Annotated in this window: 14 protein-coding genes and 1 tRNA gene; 7 read left to right on the top strand and 8 right to left on the bottom strand. The window is 60.0% G+C overall.

Annotated elements, in window-relative coordinates; genetic code table 11:
* Positions 1-2: 2 nt before the first annotated feature.
* Together HMPREF2935_RS10780 and HMPREF2935_RS10775 are read right to left on the bottom strand one after the other, a co-directional pair.
* Positions 3-839, bottom strand: a complete 837-nt coding sequence (locus tag HMPREF2935_RS10780; protein WP_070733182.1) for a DUF368 domain-containing protein — start codon at positions 837-839, stop codon at positions 3-5.
* 225 nt (positions 840-1,064) lie between these two features.
* Positions 1,065-1,138 (bottom strand) — tRNA-Leu (locus HMPREF2935_RS10775).
* Positions 1,139-1,289: 151 nt separating this feature from the next.
* Here HMPREF2935_RS10775 and polA point away from each other — a divergent pair.
* Positions 1,290-3,881 carry a DNA polymerase I gene (gene polA / locus HMPREF2935_RS10770; RefSeq protein ID WP_246817839.1) on the top strand — a complete coding sequence of 864 codons (2,592 nt, stop codon included), beginning with the start codon at positions 1,290-1,292 and terminating at the stop codon, positions 3,879-3,881.
* A 67-nt stretch (positions 3,882-3,948) separates the two neighbouring features.
* On the opposite strand, the gene HMPREF2935_RS10765 is transcribed toward polA, so the two are convergent.
* Positions 3,949-4,404 carry an RDD family protein gene (locus HMPREF2935_RS10765; protein ID WP_201040707.1) on the bottom strand — a complete coding sequence of 152 codons (456 nt, stop codon included), beginning with the start codon at positions 4,402-4,404 and terminating at the stop codon, positions 3,949-3,951.
* 30 nt (positions 4,405-4,434) lie between these two features.
* A complete protein-coding gene (locus HMPREF2935_RS10760) occupies positions 4,435-5,172 on the bottom strand; it encodes a class I SAM-dependent methyltransferase (RefSeq protein ID WP_070518760.1) in 738 nt (245 codons plus the stop codon).
* A gap of 239 nt (positions 5,173-5,411) precedes the next feature.
* Between HMPREF2935_RS10760 and rpsA the strand changes: the two genes are divergently transcribed.
* The 5 genes from rpsA to HMPREF2935_RS10735 all read left to right on the top strand — a co-directional run bounded on the left by rpsA (position 5,412) and on the right by HMPREF2935_RS10735 (position 10,729).
* Positions 5,412-6,872: a 30S ribosomal protein S1 gene (gene rpsA / locus HMPREF2935_RS10755; RefSeq protein WP_070518759.1), complete on the top strand. Its 1,461-nt coding sequence runs from the start codon at positions 5,412-5,414 to the stop codon at positions 6,870-6,872.
* Between the two features lie 80 nt (positions 6,873-6,952).
* Positions 6,953-7,552 carry a dephospho-CoA kinase gene (gene coaE, locus HMPREF2935_RS10750; protein ID WP_070518758.1) on the top strand — a complete coding sequence of 200 codons (600 nt, stop codon included), beginning with the start codon at positions 6,953-6,955 and terminating at the stop codon, positions 7,550-7,552.
* A gap of 69 nt (positions 7,553-7,621) precedes the next feature.
* Positions 7,622-7,984, top strand: a complete 363-nt coding sequence (locus HMPREF2935_RS10745; protein ID WP_210386819.1) for a DUF4259 domain-containing protein — start codon at positions 7,622-7,624, stop codon at positions 7,982-7,984.
* A gap of 18 nt (positions 7,985-8,002) precedes the next feature.
* The gene (gene uvrB, locus HMPREF2935_RS10740; RefSeq protein ID WP_061922690.1) at positions 8,003-10,096 is read left to right on the top strand and encodes an excinuclease ABC subunit UvrB; all 2,094 of its coding nucleotides are present in this window, start codon (positions 8,003-8,005) and stop codon (positions 10,094-10,096) included.
* A 192-nt stretch (positions 10,097-10,288) separates the two neighbouring features.
* Positions 10,289-10,729, top strand: a complete 441-nt coding sequence (locus tag HMPREF2935_RS10735; protein WP_061922687.1) for a universal stress protein — start codon at positions 10,289-10,291, stop codon at positions 10,727-10,729.
* Between the two features lie 66 nt (positions 10,730-10,795).
* Here the strand turns inward: HMPREF2935_RS10735 and HMPREF2935_RS10730 are convergent, their stop codons facing one another.
* From HMPREF2935_RS10730 to HMPREF2935_RS10715, 4 genes are all read right to left on the bottom strand, one after another.
* Positions 10,796-11,860 (bottom strand): App1 family protein, encoded by a 1,065-nt coding sequence (locus tag HMPREF2935_RS10730; RefSeq protein ID WP_083313229.1) that lies wholly within the window; start codon positions 11,858-11,860, stop codon positions 10,796-10,798.
* Between the two features lie 10 nt (positions 11,861-11,870).
* Positions 11,871-14,102 (bottom strand): HelD family protein, encoded by a 2,232-nt coding sequence (locus HMPREF2935_RS10725; RefSeq protein WP_070733176.1) that lies wholly within the window; start codon positions 14,100-14,102, stop codon positions 11,871-11,873.
* A gap of 86 nt (positions 14,103-14,188) precedes the next feature.
* Positions 14,189-15,106, bottom strand: coding sequence for a DoxX family protein (locus tag HMPREF2935_RS10720; protein ID WP_070733174.1), 918 nt, complete (start codon positions 15,104-15,106; stop codon positions 14,189-14,191).
* Between the two features lie 127 nt (positions 15,107-15,233).
* The gene (locus HMPREF2935_RS10715) at positions 15,234-15,836 is read right to left on the bottom strand and encodes an MBL fold metallo-hydrolase (RefSeq protein ID WP_061922676.1); all 603 of its coding nucleotides are present in this window, start codon (positions 15,834-15,836) and stop codon (positions 15,234-15,236) included.
* A 112-nt stretch (positions 15,837-15,948) separates the two neighbouring features.
* On the opposite strand from HMPREF2935_RS10715, the gene uvrA reads away from it, so the two are divergent.
* Positions 15,949-18,786 carry an excinuclease ABC subunit UvrA gene (uvrA, locus tag HMPREF2935_RS10710; RefSeq protein WP_070733173.1) on the top strand — a complete coding sequence of 946 codons (2,838 nt, stop codon included), beginning with the start codon at positions 15,949-15,951 and terminating at the stop codon, positions 18,784-18,786.
* The last annotated feature ends 282 nt before the right edge of the window (positions 18,787-19,068 follow it).

Genomic DNA, 19,068 nt, shown 5'->3' with positions numbered 1-19,068 from the left:
TTCTAACTTTGCTTTTCTGGCTCGTTGTAGGCCTTGGCCTTGCGCGCGTCGATGAGGATGAATACGGATACGATGATGCCGCCGAGCACCATTATCGCGATGATTGCCCCGCTCGACGCGTCCTGGTCCGCGCCCCACGGCCACAAAGCGCGCAGGGAGCCGAACATGAAGCCGGCCATGGCTGCCAGCGTCAGCGAGCGGTGATTATCCAATAGGTAGTTCAGCAGTTTTACAAACGCCGCGAGGCCGCACAGGGCACCCAAGGCGAATACGGCAATGGTGCCCAGCTCGCGGTCGGAAACGGCGCCGATGACCGGCTGGTAAAGGCCCATCGTCAGTAGAATCAGCGAGCCCGAGACACCGGGGAGCACGAGCGCGCAGACCGCTACCATGGCGGCCAAGAAGACCACGATGAGCGAGGGATTGTCCACCGGTTCCGAGGTAAATCCCGTGACGAAGAAAATAAGCGCGGCCGCCACCACGAAGGTGACGATGGAGGAGACCTTGAAGCGCTCAGCCCGAGTCATCATGGAGATCGGCACGAAGATGGATACCGCCACCATTCCTAAAAACAGGGCGCTTGATATCGATACTTGGCTCTCGACGAAGTTGTGCAACAGCGTCGACAGTCCAAATACGGCCGCGAACATGCCTACCGCGACGGAGGCGAGAAAGCCCCATAACACCTTTTTGAACCGGCCAGAGATGAGAAAGTTTGCATTGTGCAGCGCGCGTTCGTAAATGCCCACGATAAGCGCGACAGTGCCACCGGAGATTCCGGGGACGAGCTCTGCCGAGCCTATGAGTGCGCCGCGAATGGCGTTGAGAATATATTGCATACTTTCGAAACTAACCTTGAATGATCGGGCTCTGGGGCGTGACGTGCCGCAATATGGCCGAGATTTTAAGCGGATCGGAGAAACGCCGCGCCGCCCGAGGAATAAACCTATTACAATAAATACCACTCGCGGCATATTATTCACGCAACGTGGCAAAATTTTGCGGCCCCGAACGTAAAAAATCCCCTCGCCGGGCAAAGCTGCCAAGCGAGGGGATGAAGGTAGTGCCCCTGGTGAGACTCGAACTCACACTGAATGGGTTTTGAATCCATTGCCTCTGCCAATTGGGCTACAGGGGCGCGTCTTGTTGACTGGAAAGCAGTTTAGCGCAGCCGGGCGAGCAATTACTAATTAGGTGGGGGTAAAGGCTCTATGATGGGGCGAGTGACTTCTTCGACAACACACAATAAGACCACCAAACCGCGCCTTTTGCTTATCGACGGCCACTCTATGGCCTTCCGCGCTTTTTATGCGCTGCCGGCAGAAAACTTCGCCACTTCCGGCGGCCAGCACACGAATGCGGTGTATGGATTTTTGTCCATGCTCTCCAACATCGTCGCCGAGGAGAAACCGGAGTTCGTGGGCGTGGCTTTCGACGTCGGGCGCAAGACCTTCCGTACCGAGATGTTCCCGGAGTACAAGGCCCAGCGCGAGGCCGCGCCCGAGGAGTTCCGCGGCCAGGTAGAGCTCATCCGCGAGGTGCTCGGCACCCTGGGTATCACCACGCTATCCCGCGAGAACTTCGAGGCCGATGACATCGTGGCCACGCTGGCTACCCAGGCCGATAATTATGAAACCCTCATCGTTACCGGCGACCGCGACTACCTGCAGCTGGTCAACGAGGACACCACCGTGTTGTACCCCATGCGCGGCGTTTCCACCCTGCATCGCTTTACCCCGGCCGCGGTGGAGGAGAAGTACGGTCTGACTCCGCAGCAGTATCCGGATTTTGCGGCCCTGCGCGGCGATCCCTCCGATAACCTGCCGAGCGTTCCCAAGGTGGGCGAGAAGACGGCCACCAAGTGGATCCTCCAATACGGCACCCTCGAGGGTCTTATCGAGCACGCCGCGGAAATCAAGGGCGTGGCCGGTCAGAACTTCCGCGATCGCATCGAGCAGGTGCGCATGAACCGCAAACTCACGCAGATGATCACGGACATGGATTTAGAGGTTGGCCCCGACGATCTGGCATTCCAAGGCGCGACCGTTAGCGAGGTGGCCGAGAAGTTCGACGAGCTCGAGTTCGGCACCAATCTCCGCGAGCGCGTGCTGGAGGCCATCCCGAACGACGGCGGTGGGGCGCCGGCCGTGGAGGAGGCACCGACGCAGGAGATTAAGGTCGTCGACAAGCCTTTGGCTCAGTGGTTGGAGGGCAAGGAGCACGTCGCGGTCTTCGTCACGGGGGACCCCCGCCCGGGCCAGGGCGATGCTAGCGCACTCGCGCTTGTCGACGCCGACTTTGAAGGCATGCAGGTCGAACTCGGCGAATTGAGCGCGGAGGATGACGCCGCGCTCGCCGCCTGGCTTTCTTCTTCTGCGCCGAAGTATTTTCACGAGGCCAAGGCCGCTTTCCATATGCTGGCAGGCCGCGGCGTCGAGCTGCGTGGCATCGCGCACGATACCGCGATCGCTGCCTACTTGCTGCGCCCGGGCCAGCGCACATATGACCTGCCGGATGTCTATCAACGTCACCTGAAGAAGACTCTCGCCCAGGCCAGCGACCAGCTCTCGCTGCTGGATGATTCTTCCCTGGTGAACCAGGCGGGTGCCATCATGGAGCTGGCCGCGGCGCTTACTAAGCAGCTGCAGGATATCGATTCCTTCGAGCTTTATGCCGACTTGGAGCTGCCGCTCGTGAGCATCCTCGCGCGCATGGAGGCCACCGGTATCGCCGTGGACGTGGAGATTCTAGAAACCCAGCGCGATGCCTTCATCGAGCAGGTTGCCGAGCAGGAGCGTGCTGCCCGCGAGCTGGCTGGCGACGAGACGCTGAACTTGAACTCGCCAAAGCAGCTGCAGACCGTGCTCTTCGAGACCTTCGAGATGCCGAAGACGAAGAAGACCAAGACGGGCTATTCCACCGCGGCCAAGGAGATTGAGCAGCTGGCGGTCAACCACCCGCACCCGTTCCTCGATCATCTGCTTGCTCACCGCGAGTATCAGAAGATGAAGACCACCCTGGAAGGCCTCATAAAGACCGTGCAGCCGGACGGTCGCATCCACACCACCTTCAACCAGACGGTGGCTTCCACGGGCCGACTTTCCTCCACCGAGCCGAACCTGCAGAACATCCCAGTGCGCACGGAGGCAGGGCGCCAGATTCGCTCCGCGTTCATCGTGGGCGCGGAGTTCGAGACCTTGATGACGGCCGATTATTCCCAGATTGAGATGCGCGTGATGGCCCATCTGTCTGAGGATCCAGGGCTTATCGAGGCCTATCGCGAGGGCGAGGATCTGCACAACTACGTCGGCTCGAAGGTCTTCGACGTGCCGGTCGATGAGGTGACCTCGGAGCTACGCCGCCGTGTCAAGGCGATGTCTTATGGTCTAGTCTATGGGCTTTCCGCGTTTGGCTTGTCCCAGCAGCTGGGCATCCCGGCCCGCGAGGCCAAGGAGATCATGGAAAGCTATTTCGAGCGTTTCGGGGGCGTGAAACGCTACCTCGACAACGTCGTTGAGCAAGCCCGCAAGGATGGCTACACCGCGACCGTCTTCGGGCGCCGTCGCTACCTGCCGGAGCTGAACTCCGATAATCGCCTCGCGCGTGAGAATGCCGAACGTGCAGCGCTGAACGCTCCGATTCAGGGCACGGCTGCGGACATCATCAAGGTCGCCATGATTCGCGTGGATAGGGCGCTCGAGGGCATGCGCTCCCGCGTGCTGCTGCAGGTCCACGACGAACTTGTGGTGGAAGTCGCCCCAGGCGAGGCTGATGCGGTCCGCGAGATTCTAGAACGCGAGATGGATTCGGCCATCGAGCTCAACGTCCCGCTCGAGGTCTCCGCCGGTGCCGGTAAGGATTGGGATGCCGCAGCGCACTAAGGCCCGCGCACGCCTGGTAGCCCAGGGCATCGAGGACCACGGTATCCCGGCCTACGCGAAGGCGAAGTTAGAAAGGCAGTGGGCGGCGCTCGACTAGGCAATTAGCCAGCATGTCGAAGGGCGTTTGGCCCGTTGCCAAAACTGATATTCCTAGCACGCCGAGAACGACTGCCTCCACGTGTGGCACGCCGGTCAAAGAGATGAGCGTGAGAAGAATCCAGCTATTGCGCAGCGCGGCCGACCACCAGCCGGGCTTGTCAGTGATGACGCGCAACTGCAGCGACCATTTGCCCAGCGAGGTGCGTTTGCGTGCCTCACAGATAACGCGGTAGAGGTAGAACACGCTGGCAAGGGCCGCGATGTCGTAGATGGCGGCGGCGTGGCCTGTGATGGGGGCGTCGAAAAGCGCGTTGATGGTCCACCGCACCACCATGATGATGGCGGCGGCGAGGAAGGCATCAATCCACCACGCCACGACGCGGCGGAGGGTGATGCCCAAGCGCTCTTTAACCAAAAAATCCATGCGCTATAGATTACTCATAGTCGATTGCTGCTAAACGGCGGTGCAGATAAAAATGATGCTGCCGGGGAAGATTTCGCCGCGCTCGCGCGACCACTGGCCCCAGGTGATGTCGAGGTCTTGCGGCCACTCCGGCTCGAGGACGTCCTCGATGAGAAAACCGCCGCGGGTTTGTATGGCGCGCACCCAGTCGCCGAGTGTGCGGTGGAACTCCGCGTAGCTCAAGTTGCCATCAGCGTCGTGCTCTAAGTAGGCGCGGTCGAAGTAGGAAAGCTCAGCGGTGAGGTTTAGCGGGTCATCGGGGAAAATCCAGCGCATCGGGTGAGTAGCGGAGATGACCAAGCGCCCGCCCGGGCGCAACACGCGGCGGACCTCCGCGAGCGCCGCGTCTAAGTCAGCAATAAAAGGGAAAGCGCCGAAAGCGGAAAAGGCGATGTCGAAGGACTCGTCGGCATAGGGCAGCGCTAGGGCATCTGCCTGTACTAGCGGCAGGCCGCTCGGCGCGTGGGAAAGCATGCCGCGTGAGATATCGAAGCCGGTGGAAAAACCCGCCCTATCCTGCAACCACGCGGTACAAGGGGCTGAACCACAGCCAATCTCGAGCACGCGCGCGGCGGCGAGGAAGGCGGCGTCGCCAAGCAGGTGTGCGTCAGCCTCGTGCAGCATCTCCGGGCACCAATAAAAGGAGGAAAGATACTCCGGATGCGCGGCATGATAGGCCGCGGCATCGTTGTCCCAAAAGGATTGGTTCGCGCGGGAGGGAGTCTGCATGGATGAAGTCCTTGTGAAAATTGAAGTATTTGCCGTTTTAGCTGCGCGGATGTAGTATTGCACGGGCGTGTCTATGCCGTGGGTTGTCTAAGGCTTCCGTAGGAGGGCTTTATACATCGTCACGGCGGGATCGGAATCCATCCTAAACTATCGCTATTTTGCCTGTTTAGAGACGCTTTTCGAGAGACGCGTAACTGTCCATTTACGATCTCCTACATCAATTCGGAGCATTTCTACATATGCCAACTTCTAACACCCCTCAGGTTGCGATCAACGACATCGGAACCGCTGAGGACTTCCTCGCTGCCGTTGACGCCACCATCAAGTACTTCAACGATGGTGACATCGTCGAGGGCACCGTGGTCAAGGTTGACCACGACGAGGTCCTGCTCGACATCGGATACAAGACCGAAGGCGTCATCCCATCCCGCGAGCTGTCCATCAAGCACGACGTCGACCCAGATGAGGTCGTCCAGGTCGGCGATCAGATCGACGCACTCGTTCTCACCAAGGAGGACAAGGAAGGCCGTCTGATCCTGTCCAAGAAGCGCGCACAGTACGAGCGCGCTTGGGGCGCAGTCGAGGAGCTGCACGCCAAGGAAGAGCCAGTTACCGGTACCGTTATCGAGGTTGTCAAGGGTGGCCTCATCCTGGACATCGGCCTGCGTGGCTTCCTGCCTGCTTCCCTCGTCGAGATGCGTCGCGTCCGCGACCTGGAGCCGTACATCGGCCAGGAGCTGGAAGCAAAGATCATCGAGCTGGACAAGCAGCGTAACAACGTTGTTCTGTCCCGCCGTGCATTCCTCGAGCAGACCCAGTCTGAGGTTCGCTCCGAGTTCCTGCACCAGCTGCAGAAGGGCCAGGTCCGCAAGGGCGTTGTTTCCTCCATCGTCAACTTCGGCGCATTCGTCGACCTCGGCGGTGTCGACGGCCTGGTTCACGTTTCCGAGCTGTCTTGGAAGCACATCGATCACCCATCTGAGGTCGTCACCGTCGGTGACGAGGTCACCGTTGAGGTTCTCGACGTTGATCTCGACCGCGAGCGCGTCTCCCTGTCCCTGAAGGCTACCCAGGAAGATCCGTGGCGCGTATTCGCCCGCACCCACGCTGTGGGCCAGATCGTCCCGGGCAAGGTCACCAAGCTCGTTCCGTTCGGCGCATTCGTTCGCGTCGAGGAAGGCATCGAGGGCCTGGTTCACATCTCCGAGCTGGCTCAGCGCCACGTCGAGGTTCCGGACCAGGTTGTCACCGTTGGCCAGGAAGTCATGGTCAAGGTCATCGACATCGATCTCGAGCGTCGTCGTATCTCCCTGTCCGTTAAGCAGGCAGACGAGGACTACACCGAAGAGTTCGATCCGTCCAAGTACGGCATGGCTGACTCCTACGACGAGCAGGGCAACTACGTCTTCCCAGAGGGCTTCGACCCAGAGACCAACGAGTGGCTCGAGGGCTACGACGAGCAGCGTCAGGCTTGGGAGGCACGCTACGCAGAGTCCGAGCGTCGCTTCAACCTGCACACCGCTCAGATCGAGCGCAACCGTGCCGCAGCCGCTGAGGCTGCAGAGGCTAACGAGTCCTCCAACTATTCCTCCGAGTCTAACGATGCAGCTCCGGCATCCGAGGCTTCGGCTGAGGTTGGCGGCTCCCTGGCTTCCGACGAGCAGCTTGCTGCTCTGCGCGACAAGCTCGCTGGCAACTAATCCCAGCTAGCTCATAAAGGCCGCATCCTTCGTTTGTTTCCAAACGCGGGGTGCGGCCTTTTCGCGTACCCTGGCCAATTATGAAACTGATTGGTTTGACCGGTGGCATAGGAAGCGGAAAGTCCACCGTGGCCGAGCTTTTGGCAGAACGCGGCTGGAACGTGGTGGACGCAGATCAGATTGCGCGCGACATCGTCGAGCCGGGCCAGCCCGCCCTAGCGGAGCTGGCAGAATCTTTCGGTTCCGACATCCTCCAGGCGGATGGCAGCTTGAATCGAGGCTTGTTGGCACAGCGCGCGTTTGGCGACGCCGCCTCTACCGCGCGCCTCAACGAAATCACCCACCCGCGCATTGCGGCTGAGACTGAATCCCGTTTCGCGCAGGCCCGCAAACGCGGTGAAACTTTTACCGTCTATGACATGCCTTTGTTAGTGGATAAAGGCCTGCACCGCGACATGGACTATACGGTCGTGGTTGACGTCGCTGTTGAGGAGCGCGTGCGGCGCCTTGTCGAGTTCCGAGGTTTGGACGAGGAAGACGCGCAGCGTCGGATAGCGGCTCAGATCCCGGATGAGGAGCGCCTGGCCGCAGCGGATTTCGTCATCGACAACAACGGTGCGCGCGAGGATTTGGTGCCGCAAGTAGAGCGACTGGTGGCGGCCCTCGACGCGAAAATTTAAATTTTGTAGCGATGAATGTTAACGCTGCGCTTTAGCTGCGTTCACTTTTCTTTCCTATTGTCTCAATCTATGGGAACGTGGGATGTAGGACCTTTCGACAATCACGCGGCGTGCGACCTGCTCACCGCTATTCGTGATGGCTCCTTCGATTTCGAACGTTTCAAGCGCATGTGCGCCGCCCCGCAACTCGACGTCGACGAGGCCGAGATGGTCATTGCCCTTGGCATGTTGGCCAAGACCTCACCTGAACATTTGCCCCAGGGTGTTAGCGCAGAAAGCATCAACGCGCTCTACAAGCCGCAGTCGCGGGCGTGGTTACGCAAGCAGATAAACGCCACCCTCGACCCGGATTCCTCTTCCGTGTACGCACTGTGGGAACCGACCGGTGAGCTAGAGACGTGGATTATGGCTGTGCGCGCTGCCTTGCCCTAAAACGCTAGACTTGCGGGCATGGCATTTGCAGCGGAACATCCAATTTTGCCGGTCTCTGAGCATCGCCCAGTGGGCGAGGTGGAGCGTCGCTCCGCCGAATTCAAGGTGGAATCAGAGTTTGAACCCTCCGGAGACCAGCCCTCCGCCATCGCGGAGCTAGACGCGCGCCTGCGTCGTGGCGAAAGCGACGTTGTGCTCATGGGCGCTACCGGTACCGGCAAGTCGGCAACGGCGGCCTGGCTGATTGAGCAGCAGCAGCGCCCCACGCTGGTTATGGCGCCGAACAAGACCCTGGCGGCACAGCTTGCGAACGAGCTGCGCCAGCTCCTGCCGCATAACGCCGTGGAGTACTTCGTCTCTTACTACGACTACTACCAGCCCGAGGCCTATATCGCGCAGACCGATACCTACATCGAGAAGGATTCCTCCATCAATGAGGACGTCGAGCGGCTGCGTCACTCTGCCACTTCGTCGCTGCTGTCCCGCCGCGACGTCGTCGTAGTTTCCTCCGTTTCGTGCATTTACGGTTTGGGTACCCCGCAGTCCTACCTGGACCGCTCGGTGGTCATTGAGGAAGGCGAGGAGATCGACCGCGATCGCTTCCTGCGCCTTTTGGTAGATATCCAATACGAGCGCAACGACGTCGGCTTTACCCGCGGTACCTTCCGTGTCAAGGGCGATACCGTGGATATTATTCCGGCATATGAGGAGCGTGCGGTGCGCATTGAGTTCTTCGGCGACGATGTCGATGAGCTTTACTACATCCACCCGCTGACCGGTGACGTCTTAGAACGCGTCGACGAGGTGCGCATCTTCCCGGCGACGCACTACGTGGCGGGGCCGGAGCGCATGGCCAAGGCCGTGGAAGACATCAAGGCGGAACTGGCTGAGCGCCTGGAGGATCTAGAAAACCGCGGCAAGCTGCTCGAAGCCCAGCGCCTGCGCATGCGCACCGAGTATGACCTCGAGATGATCGAGCAGGTGGGCTTTTGCTCAGGCATCGAGAATTACTCCCGCCATATCGACGGCCGCCCGGCAGGTTCTGCGCCGGCCACGCTGCTGGATTACTTCCCGCAGGACTTCCTGACCATCATCGACGAGTCCCACGTGACGGTTCCGCAGATCGGCGGCATGTTTGAAGGCGATATGTCGCGTAAGCGCAACCTCGTGGAGTTTGGCTTCCGCCTTCCTTCGGCCACGGATAACCGCCCGCTGACCTTTGACGAGTTCGAAGAGCGCGTGGGCCAGACTGTCTATATGTCTGCTACTCCGGGCAACTACGAGCTGACTGCCTCCCAGGGCGAGTATGTCGAGCAGGTCATTCGCCCAACCGGCCTGATCGACCCAAAGGTGACGGTCAAGCCCACCAAGGGGCAGATCGACGATCTCATCGATGAGATCCGCACCCGTACCGCAAAGCAGGAACGCGTGCTCGTTACCACCCTGACCAAGCGCATGGCCGAGGACCTCACCGACTATCTCTTGGAACACGGCGTCAAGGTTCGTTACTTGCATTCGGACATCGACACCCTACAGCGCGTGGAGCTGCTGCGTCAGTTGCGCCTTGGTGAATACGACGTCCTCGTGGGCATCAACCTCTTGCGCGAGGGCCTTGACCTTCCGGAGGTTTCTCTGGTGGCCATCCTGGACGCGGATAAGGAGGGCTTCCTGCGCTCGACCACCTCGCTCATCCAGACTATCGGCCGTGCGGCTCGAAATGTCTCGGGCGAGGTCATCATGTACGCGGACAAAATCACCGAGTCCATGCAAGAGGCCATTGATGAGACCGAGCGCCGCCGTGAAAAGCAGATTGCCTATAACAAGGAACACGGCATCGACCCGCAGCCGCTGCGCAAGAAGATTGCGGACATCTTGGACCAGGTCTACGAATCCGATGGGGAAGAGCAGGACTCTGCCGACCCAGCGGCGATGGTGGACAAACCCGACGTTTCGAGCATGGCTGCCGACGAAGTGCAAAAGCTTATCGACGACCTCACCGCCCAAATGGGGGCTGCGGCCCGCGAGTTGAAGTTCGAATTGGCGGGTCGTTTGCGTGACGAAATTGCCGATTTGAAGAAGGAATTGCGTGGCCTGAAAGAGGCGGGAATCTAGTGTGCTGCGGTGACGACAAGCGGTGCCAAAAAGTGAGAAAAACAGCACTTTCCATTCGGGGTATAAAATGCCACGTTGCGCAACGGACAGGTCACAAAGTTGTTAAACTTACGTTTGCGCCTTTATAAGGATTAGCAATTTGCACATTCTGCATCATCATTTGGGGTATAAGGCCCCTGAAGAAAGGTCATCATGAGCGATTACAAGAAGATCGTGGTCGGCACTGACGGTTCCAAGTCCTCCCTCCTGGCAGTGGAGCGCGCCGCTAAGATCGCCGCCGCATTCGATGCAACTCTCATCATCGGTTGCGCTTACTACGAGAACCAGGAGCAGGCTTCCAAGACCCTGCGCCAGGATTCCGTGACCATTCTGGGTGACCAGAAGGCAGAGGCTAACCTCACCACCGGCAAGGAGCACGCTGAGAAGTTCGGTGCCACCAAGGTAGAGACCGCCGTCCGCCCGGGCACCCCGGTCCAGGCCCTGATGTCCATCGTTAATGACAATCAGGCTGAGCTGCTCGTCGTTGGTAACCGCGGCATCAACTCCCTGACCGGCCGCCTGCTGGGTTCCGTGCCGGCTGACGTTGCTCGTCAGTCTGACTGCGACGTTATGATTGTTCACACCGTGAGCTAATTTCTCGCTTTAAGAAAGCCCAGTCAGATTCCCTCGCGGGGAATCTGACTGGGCTTTTCGCTTGTGCTACTCGACGTCGTCGGACTCCGGTGCGTCCTTTGCAAAGGCCTCAGCCTCAAGCTCCGCCGAAATCTTGTGCATCTGTGCGGCGAGCTCCGAGCCGGAACCGCCCTGGATGAGGGGGATGCTAAACGAGCCTTCCTCGTTGGCGTCGGCAAGCGGGCCCAGTGAACCGTGGGAAAGCAACTGCTCCTGCGGCGAAAGGTTGCGGATGGCCACCGCGGCCACGCGGTCTGGGTGCTCGTTCGCGGCATCACCGTAGGTGAGCGGATCGTGCTGGCCATCGTCACCGATGAGCAGCCACTTCATCCATGGAAAGGCGATAAAGAGGTTACGCAGCTGCACGCGCTTGTGCTCTTGGCCGTTGCGGAAAAGCCCGGTGGGGGTAGGGCCCCAGTCAGTCAGCAGGAGTGGACCACGCGGGAAGCCGTTGTGCTCCATGAAGCTGACCAAGGTGTCGTAGGTATTCCACGCGCCGGTGGACAGATAGATGAAAGGCATCTCTGGGTGCTGTTCCTGCAACTGCTGATAGAAGCGCGCCATGCCTTCAACCGGCTGGCGGGAGTTGGTGCGCTTGACCCAAGAGTTCCAGGCCGCTGTCATCGCACGCGGCAGCCACGTCACCATGACGGTGTCATCGATATCGCTGACGACGCCCAGCGGGGAGTCCTCAGACACGATGAGCACCTCGGAGGTAATAGGCTCGGCGCCGTCTGCCTCGATGACTACCTCGTGCCAGCCGGCACCTAGGCCATGCTCGTGTACCAAGATATCGAGATAGCCGTTGTAATTGGTCCGGCCGTGGACGGTCTTGCCATTGACCGTGACACGGACGTCGAGGTTGTTTACCTGAATCGTGAAAAACTGACGGTAACCGCGCTGCGCCCACGTCTCGGTGGCTTCGGCCGCTGGATCGTGCATGAGCACGCGGCCCAAAACGTGGACGAATTCCGTGTTGCCGTATCCGGCATAACCCGTAAGTTTCGGCGTCCAGCCTTTGCGGGTGGTGCGCTCTAGCGCCGCCCTATTTGTGGCGCGTTCAATTTTGCGTGCGATGTCAGATAGAGCCATGCCCACCAGACTAGTGGAAAGTCTCTTGGAAACGGCCGGCCAAGGTCAGCGTCTGCGTCGCACGCGTGAGCGCAACGTAGAGATTTTGCAGGCCCTGTGGCGAGGCGGCCACGATGGCATCAGGGTCAACGACCACCACGTGGTCGAATTCGAGCCCCTTGATCTCCTCGACGTTCTCGCGCGTGATGACGGCGTTCAAGCGCCCGTCGGCATCGGTGAAAGTCCCCGGTGCGTGCGTTGCTGGCTGCGCGGTGAAGACGACTTCCGCGCCGTCGCGGACCGCCACGGCGGGAGCTGCCTCGGGGTTAATGAGCTCGAGGAGGGAATTGGCCAGCTCGGTAATCGGCTGCGGCGTGCGGTAGTTCACGGTCAGCTTGTGGTGGCGGAAGCGCTGGGCCACGAAGGGTTCAAGCGCTTCGGCCCAATCGTCTACGCCAGCGGGCGCTCCGGTTTGCGCGGTATCGCCCACGAGCGTCATCCAGCGCGACGGGCTGCGGCGAAAGAGCATGCGCCATTCCATCGGGCTTAATTCCTGTGCCTCGTCGACGATGATGTGGCCGTAGGCCCATGTGTAGTCTTCCTGGGCACGTTGCGCGGTGGTGCGGTTATCGCGCACCTCTTGGCGGCGGGCAAGGGTCTCAGCGTCGATGACGTCGTGTGCAGACAGGATTTCGGCGTCGAACATGTCATCGTCGTTATCCGTGGAATCGGAGGAGGACAAGATGTCGAGCGCGTCTTCGGCGTCGGCAACTTGCTCGCGCCAGGCCTGATCCGCGGCAGCCTTTTCCTCCTCTGGGTTCGGCATTCCGATGAGTACCGCGAGCTCGTCGAGGAGCGCGGCGTCGGAAGGCGCCCAGGCGTCGCCCTGCACGCGGTACAGGCCGTCGCGGGTTTCGGCGTCGTAGTCCGGTGCCGCGGCGTCGATAAGCGCACGCGAAGATAGCAAATCCGCCAGTACTGCGCGCGGATCCAGGGTAGGCCAGAACTCGTCGATGAGCTCGCGCACTTGCGGTTCCTCCGCCAGGTCATCGTGGAGCTGGTCGATGTCCGCGCGTGAAAGCAGGTTCTTGCCACCTAGTGGGTCGGCACCAATCTTTTCTGCCATCTGCTGGGCGAGTGACTCCGTGAGATGTTCGGCGAAGGCTGCCTGCGCGTCATTGTGCGGCTTGCGCGAACGCCGCGCGCGGGTGCGGGCTGCCTTAATCATCGCGGGGTCGACGGTCAGCTCCAAGTGCTCCGCGCGAATGCGGCGCGGGCCTTCTGGAAGCGTCTGGTAGTTTTTCACCGCGGCTGCGAGAATTTCCACCATCGCCTCCGAGCCTTTGATTTCGCGCGCGGCCAAAGATTCTTGGTGGGTGGGGCGAACGCCGGGGAAGAGTTCACCGATGGTGGAAAGAACCACGCCGGTTTCACCCAGTTCTGGAAGGACGCGCGAGATGTAGTCAAGGAAGGTGGAATTAGGCCCTACGATGAGCACGCCCGTGGCCGCCAGCTGCTCGCGATGGGTGTAGAGGAGATAAGCCACGCGGTGCAAAGCGACTGCGGTCTTGCCCGTGCCGGGACCACCTTCGACCACGAGTACGCCCCGGGTGTTATCGCGGATGATCTCGTCTTGCTCGCGCTGAATGGTCTCCACGATGGATTCCATGTGGCCGGTGCGAGCACGCTGCAACGCGTGATAGAGCGCGGACTCACTGGCGACGCCCGCGGTTTCTTCCGCCGCGCCAGCACCGGAGAGGACTTCATCGTTGATATCAGTTACGGTTCGGCCCTTGGTACGGATGTGGCGGCGGACCGTAACGCCCTCTGGCTGCGCAGTGGTGGCCAGGTAGAAAGGACGTGCCATAGGCGCGCGCCAGTCCAGCAGGAGAGTGCGGTAATCCTCTTCGCGGGCATCCAGGCCCATCCTGCCGATGTAGCGGCGGTCTAGGCCTTCTGCGGTGGGATTATCGCCTGGGGCATCGATATCGATGCGGCCGAAGACGAGGCCTAGCTGCGCGAGATTTAGGCGGTCCAGCTTGGCCTGCAGGCCGTGGTACTCCGTTTCACGGCGGACCAAGGCATCCGCATCAGGCGTGTGCGGGTCCACTGCGGCCTGCACCTCGTTGAGGCGTTCGTTGGCTTGGGCGACCTCGTGGTCGAGCCTTGAAAAGAGGCTGTCAACGTAGGCCTGCTCAGCGGCAATCTCCTGTGCTACCTGCTCGTTCTGCGGGTGATTTGGGCTATTTTCTGGGGAGGCCACGACGGCTAATACACCTCAATACGCGAAGAGATTGATAAAACGACAACGGCCCAGCATACCTTGCTGGGCCGTTGGAGGTTAAAGGCTTAGTTCAGGCGGTCACCGAACTTGTTGATTGCCTTGTCGAGCTTCTTGGAAGCTTGCTTCTGCAGCTTCTCAGCGCGCTTGGAAGCCTTCTTTGCAGCACGCTTGTTGGCCTTGGTATCAACCTGTGCGCGAGCGAAGTCAGCGCGCTCCTGTGCCTTGGAAGCTGCCTTCACAGCGTTCTTGCGAGCCAGCTCAGCGTTTTCCTGGGCGGTGGACAGCCAGTCCTCCTTGTTGTCATCGATGAAGCTCTTTGCCTGCTCGGCGCTGTCCTCGATGAAGGAGCGAGCGGAATCCACCAGGTCCTTGCCGGTTGCCTGCCAGTCATCCTTGTTGTCATCGACGTATTCCTTAGCGCCCTCGAACCAATCGCTGGCCTTGGTGGAGAACTCGTCGGCGCGGTCGGAGAGGTTATCAGCGAACTTCTGCTGCTCGGACTTGGTCGGCAGAGCCTTCTGGATCTTCTTGTTGGTGCGCTCGGCGGACTTGGATGCGCGCCATGCCAGGGACGGCTTACCCTCGGTGTCCTGGGTAGCGATGAACAGTGCGCCAAGCAGAGCGGTGTTGGTAATGAAACCGTTGCGGCGATTGTTCTTCTCCTCAGAATCCTCTGCTTCCCAGAAGGCGTTGCGGCCGAGGAGATTAGGCAGGGTAGAAAGCGCCAACACTGCTGCGGAGGTGCGCGGTGCCTTGCCCAGCGCCAGGGTGGAGCCGGCGCCGACCTTCAGGCCGCCGACTGCGCGGGCAGCCAGCTCTGGGTCGTTCGGGATGTAACCGGCGTACTGTGCCGGGACAACCTTGCGCAGACGCTGCAGAACGGACTCGGTCTCGGCTACGTGGTCGGAGGCGTTACGCAGGGTATCGACGCCGTCCCAGACAAAAACAGAAGCCAGCATAGGGCGAGCAAACTTACGAATCACTTGTTACTCCATTCGTTGAGATTCATTGAGTAAAGTAATGAACTTCTCACCAGTGTACGGAAAACGCCGACCGCTGTGGGCGGAAACCGTGCTTATCCACCCACCACTTGGTGCGCAAAGGTCGCATCTACCAGCGGCGCTGCCACCATTCAGCAAGTTTTGGACGCTCCTCACCCAAAGTGGTGGACTTGCCGTGGCCGGGTCGCACGATGGCGGAATCTGGGTAGACATCGAAGATGCGCTCGTTGACGTCTTTATAAAGGCGTACAAAGTCACCCTCCGAATCGGTGCGGCCCACACCGCCGGGGAAGAGGCTGTCGCCCACGAAGAGATTCGTGGTTCCATCGATATCGACGGCGATGGCGACGCCGCCTGGGGTATGGCCGCGCAAAATAATCGCCGGGAATTCGTGGCCTGCGAAAGTCAGTGTGTCTCCCTGCTTCAACTCGACGTCGACAGGCGCCGGCATCGCAGGGGAGTCGAGGAAGGAGGCGTAGTGGGTAGCGCCGGTAGCTTTGATTACTTCCTTAGTGGCGCGGACATGGTCCCAGTGGCGGTGGGTAGTAAGCACGGCGCTAATGCGTACGCCGTTTTCCTTGGCCAGGTTGAGGAGGGCGGGCGCGTCATCGGCGGCGTCGACAAGCAGTGCTTCTTCGCCGGCACAGATGAGGTAGCAGTTGTTGTCCATCTCGGACACGGAAATACTTTTGAGCTTTAGTGCGTTATTCATGTGTCCAACCCTACGGGTAGATTTCGAGATAGACATTTTTCACTGGTCTGGCCGCTTATCCCCAACAGAACCTAGGATGGGCGCGAAGCTAGGCTGACAAAGGAGGAAATAAGTGGCTGATCGTTTGGTCGTACGCGGTGCTCGCGAGCACAATCTCAAGGGCGTCGATATCGACCTGCCGCGCGACAAGATGGTGGTCTTTACCGGCCTTTCCGGTTCCGGCAAGTCATCGTTGGCTTTTGACACTATCTTCGCGGAAGGCCAGCGGCGCTATGTTGAATCGCTGAGCTCCTACGCCCGCATGTTCCTAGGCCAAATGGACAAGCCTGACGTCGAATTCATTGACGGTCTTTCTCCCGCGGTCTCGATTGACCAGAAGTCCACCAACCACAACCCGCGTTCTACGGTGGGCACCATCACGGAGATCTACGACTATCTGCGCCTTTTATTCTCCCGCGCGGGCACGCCGCATTGCCCGAAGTGCGACGCCGTGATTGAGCGTCAGACCCCGCAGCAAATCGTGGACACAGTGCTTGAACTCGAGGAAAAGCTAAAGTTCCAGGTCCTGGCTCCCGTGGTGCGCCACCGCAAGGGCGAGTTTGTGGATCTCTTTGCCGATCTTGCGTCGCAGGGCTTTTCCCGCGTGCGGGTTGATGGCGAGGTTTATCAATTAACTGAGCCACCGACGCTGAAGAAGCAGATCAAGCACGATATTGACGTGGTGGTGGACCGTTTGCAGGTCAAGGCCTCACAGAAGCAGCGTCTGACCGATTCTGTCGAAACTGCGCTCCGCCTGGCAGATGGTCTCGTTACCCTCGACTTCATCGATCGCCCCGAGCTCACTCATACCTACTCGGAGAAGGCCGCCTGCCCCAATGGCCACACCCTAACCATCGAGGAATACGAGCCGCGTGCGTTTTCCTTTAACGCGCCTTTCGGCTCTTGTCCAGAATGTGACGGTCTAGGTACCCGCCTCGAGGTCGACGTAGATCTGCTGATTCCGGACCCTGACGCCCCGGCAGTCGACGCCATCCAGCCGTGGCATTCCAGCCCGAATTCGCGCTACTTCGTCAAGCTCGTCGAGGGGCTTGGTAAGACGTTGGGCTTTGATCCGCAGACTCCGGTCTCACAGCTGACAAAGCAGCAGCGCGATGCCCTGATTTATGGCACCGACGTGGAAGTAAACGTGCGCTATAAAAACCGCTACGGCAGGCAGCGCAACTGGTCCGCTCCCTTTGAGGGGGCGATCGGCTTCTTGGAGCGCAAGCTCGAGCAGGCCGATTCCGAGTCGCAGAAGGACCGCCTGCTGCAGTACACCCGCCGGGTGGCTTGCAATACCTGTAATGGCACGCGCCTACGCCCGGAGATCTTGGCTGTGCGGCTTGCCTCCACCGCGCACGGCGAGAAGTCCATCGCGGGGCTGTCCGCGCTGTCTATCGAAGAGGCCGCGGAATTCCTCGACTCGCTCGTACTGGGGCACCGCGAGGAAATCATCGCTGGCGCCGTATTGAAGGAGATTCAGGCCCGCCTGCGATTCCTACTCGACGTGGGTCTGAATTACCTCACCTTGGATCGTGGCGCTTCCACGCTTTCTGGTGGTGAGGCGCAGCGCATCCGCCTGGCAACCCAGATTGGTTCGGGTCTGGCTGGCGTGCTGTATGTGCTGGATGAGCCTTCCATTGGTCTGCACCAGCGCGACAATCAGCGCCTCATCGCTACTTTGAAGCGCCTCCGCGACATCGGCAATACGTTGATTGTGGTTGAGCACGATGAAGACACCATCCGCGAGGCCGACTGGCTTGTTGATGTTGGCCCGCGCGCCGGCGAGTACGGCGGCGAGGTTGTCTATCAAGGCGAGCCCGCCGGCATCATGGATAAGGAAGAATCGCTTACGGGTCAGTATCTGTCTGGCAAGCGCGTGCTGGCGGTGCCGGATAAGCGTCGCGAGATTGACCCTGAACGCAAGCTCAAAGTAGTCGGTGCTCGGGAAAACAACCTGAAGGGCATCGACGTTGAGATCCCGCTGGGCGTGCTTTGCTGCATCACCGGTGTATCGGGTTCTGGCAAGTCCACTGTGGTCAACCAGATTCTGGCAAAGACGCTGTCCAACAAGCTCAACCGTGCGCGCCAGGTGCCAGGCCGCGCCAAGCGCGTCGAGGGGGTCGAGCACCTCGACAAGCTGGTGCAGGTGGACCAGAGCCCGATCGGCCGTACCCCGCGTTCCAACCCGGCTACCTACACCGGTGTATTCGACAAGATTCGCAACCTCTTTGCGGAGACCCAAGAGGCAAAGGTGCGCGGATACAAGCCAGGCCGTTTCTCCTTTAACGTAAAGGGTGGCCGCTGCGAGGCCTGCCAGGGTGACGGCACGTTGAAGATCGAGATGAACTTCCTGCCGGACGTTTATGTCCCGTGTGAGGTCTGTGAGGGTGCGCGCTATAACCGGGAAACCCTGGAGGTCCTCTACAAGGGCAAGAACATCGCTGAGGTCCTCAACATGCCTATCTCCGAGGCCGCCGAGTTCTTCGAGCCGATCACCTCGATTCACCGTTACCTCGCCACGCTTGTCGACGTCGGACTGGGCTATGTTCGCCTAGGCCAAGCGGCCACCACGCTGTCTGGCGGCGAGGCGCAGCGCGTGAAGCTTGCTGCAGAGCTGCAAAAACGCACCAAGGGGCGCACCGTCTACATTCTGGACGAGCCAACCACGGGCCTGCACTTCGAGGACATTCGCAAGCTCATGCTGGTTATCCAAGGGCTGGTGGACAAGGGCAACTCGGTTCTTATCATCGAGCACAACCTTGACGTGATTAAGGCCGCTGACTGGATCGTGGACATGGGCCCCGAAGGCGGAAATGGCGGCGGTCGCGTCGTAGCCGAGGGCACTCCAGAAGATGTCGCAAAGGTGGAAGGCTCCTATACAGGTCAGTTCCTGAAGGAGCTCCTGTAGTCACCTCTGGCAGTGAGCGCGTAATTAGTTGCGCGTGGCGATTTGGCTCTGCGTGAAGTGGGGGTTATACTAATCAGCACTACCGCCCGTAGGGCCTTCTCCAGGAGGCTACGGGTCACAAGCGGAGTTTCTCCCACCTGAAGCCGCGAATCTCTTTGGTTCGAAGGATAAAGGTAAAAGGGTTGAGGTTAATACCTCGGCATTTTTGTGAGAACTCCCGGCTGCCTTATGGCAGACCGGGTTTTTCGTTTGTGGTCTCGGTAGGCACATCACTAACCCACC

Source organism: Corynebacterium sp. HMSC076D02, from assembly GCF_001813815.1.
GTDB lineage: Bacteria > Actinomycetota > Actinomycetes > Mycobacteriales > Mycobacteriaceae > Corynebacterium > Corynebacterium simulans.
Note: the sequence above shows the minus strand (reverse complement) of the source record. Positions and strands in the feature narration are given on the sequence as shown.

Bases quoted from the DNA above. Each gene is read 5' to 3' on its own strand.
- HMPREF2935_RS10745 (WP_210386819.1), top strand. From the start codon at position 7,622: ATGGGAACGTGGGATGTAGGACCTTTCGACAATCACGCGGCGTGCGAC.
- HMPREF2935_RS10760 (WP_070518760.1), bottom strand. From the start codon at position 5,172: ATGCAGACTCCCTCCCGCGCGAACCAATCCTTTTGGGACAACGATGCC.
- HMPREF2935_RS10715 (WP_061922676.1), bottom strand. From the start codon at position 15,836: ATGAATAACGCACTAAAGCTCAAAAGTATTTCCGTGTCCGAGATGGAC.
- uvrB (WP_061922690.1), top strand. From the start codon at position 8,003: ATGGCATTTGCAGCGGAACATCCAATTTTGCCGGTCTCTGAGCATCGC.
- coaE (WP_070518758.1), top strand. From the start codon at position 6,953: ATGAAACTGATTGGTTTGACCGGTGGCATAGGAAGCGGAAAGTCCACC.
- polA (WP_246817839.1), top strand. From the start codon at position 1,290: ATGGCCTTCCGCGCTTTTTATGCGCTGCCGGCAGAAAACTTCGCCACT.
- HMPREF2935_RS10780 (WP_070733182.1), bottom strand. From the start codon at position 839: ATGCAATATATTCTCAACGCCATTCGCGGCGCACTCATAGGCTCGGCA.
- HMPREF2935_RS10765 (WP_201040707.1), bottom strand. From the start codon at position 4,404: ATGGATTTTTTGGTTAAAGAGCGCTTGGGCATCACCCTCCGCCGCGTC.
- HMPREF2935_RS10735 (WP_061922687.1), top strand. From the start codon at position 10,289: ATGAGCGATTACAAGAAGATCGTGGTCGGCACTGACGGTTCCAAGTCC.
- HMPREF2935_RS10730 (WP_083313229.1), bottom strand. From the start codon at position 11,860: ATGGCTCTATCTGACATCGCACGCAAAATTGAACGCGCCACAAATAGG.
- rpsA (WP_070518759.1), top strand. From the start codon at position 5,412: ATGCCAACTTCTAACACCCCTCAGGTTGCGATCAACGACATCGGAACC.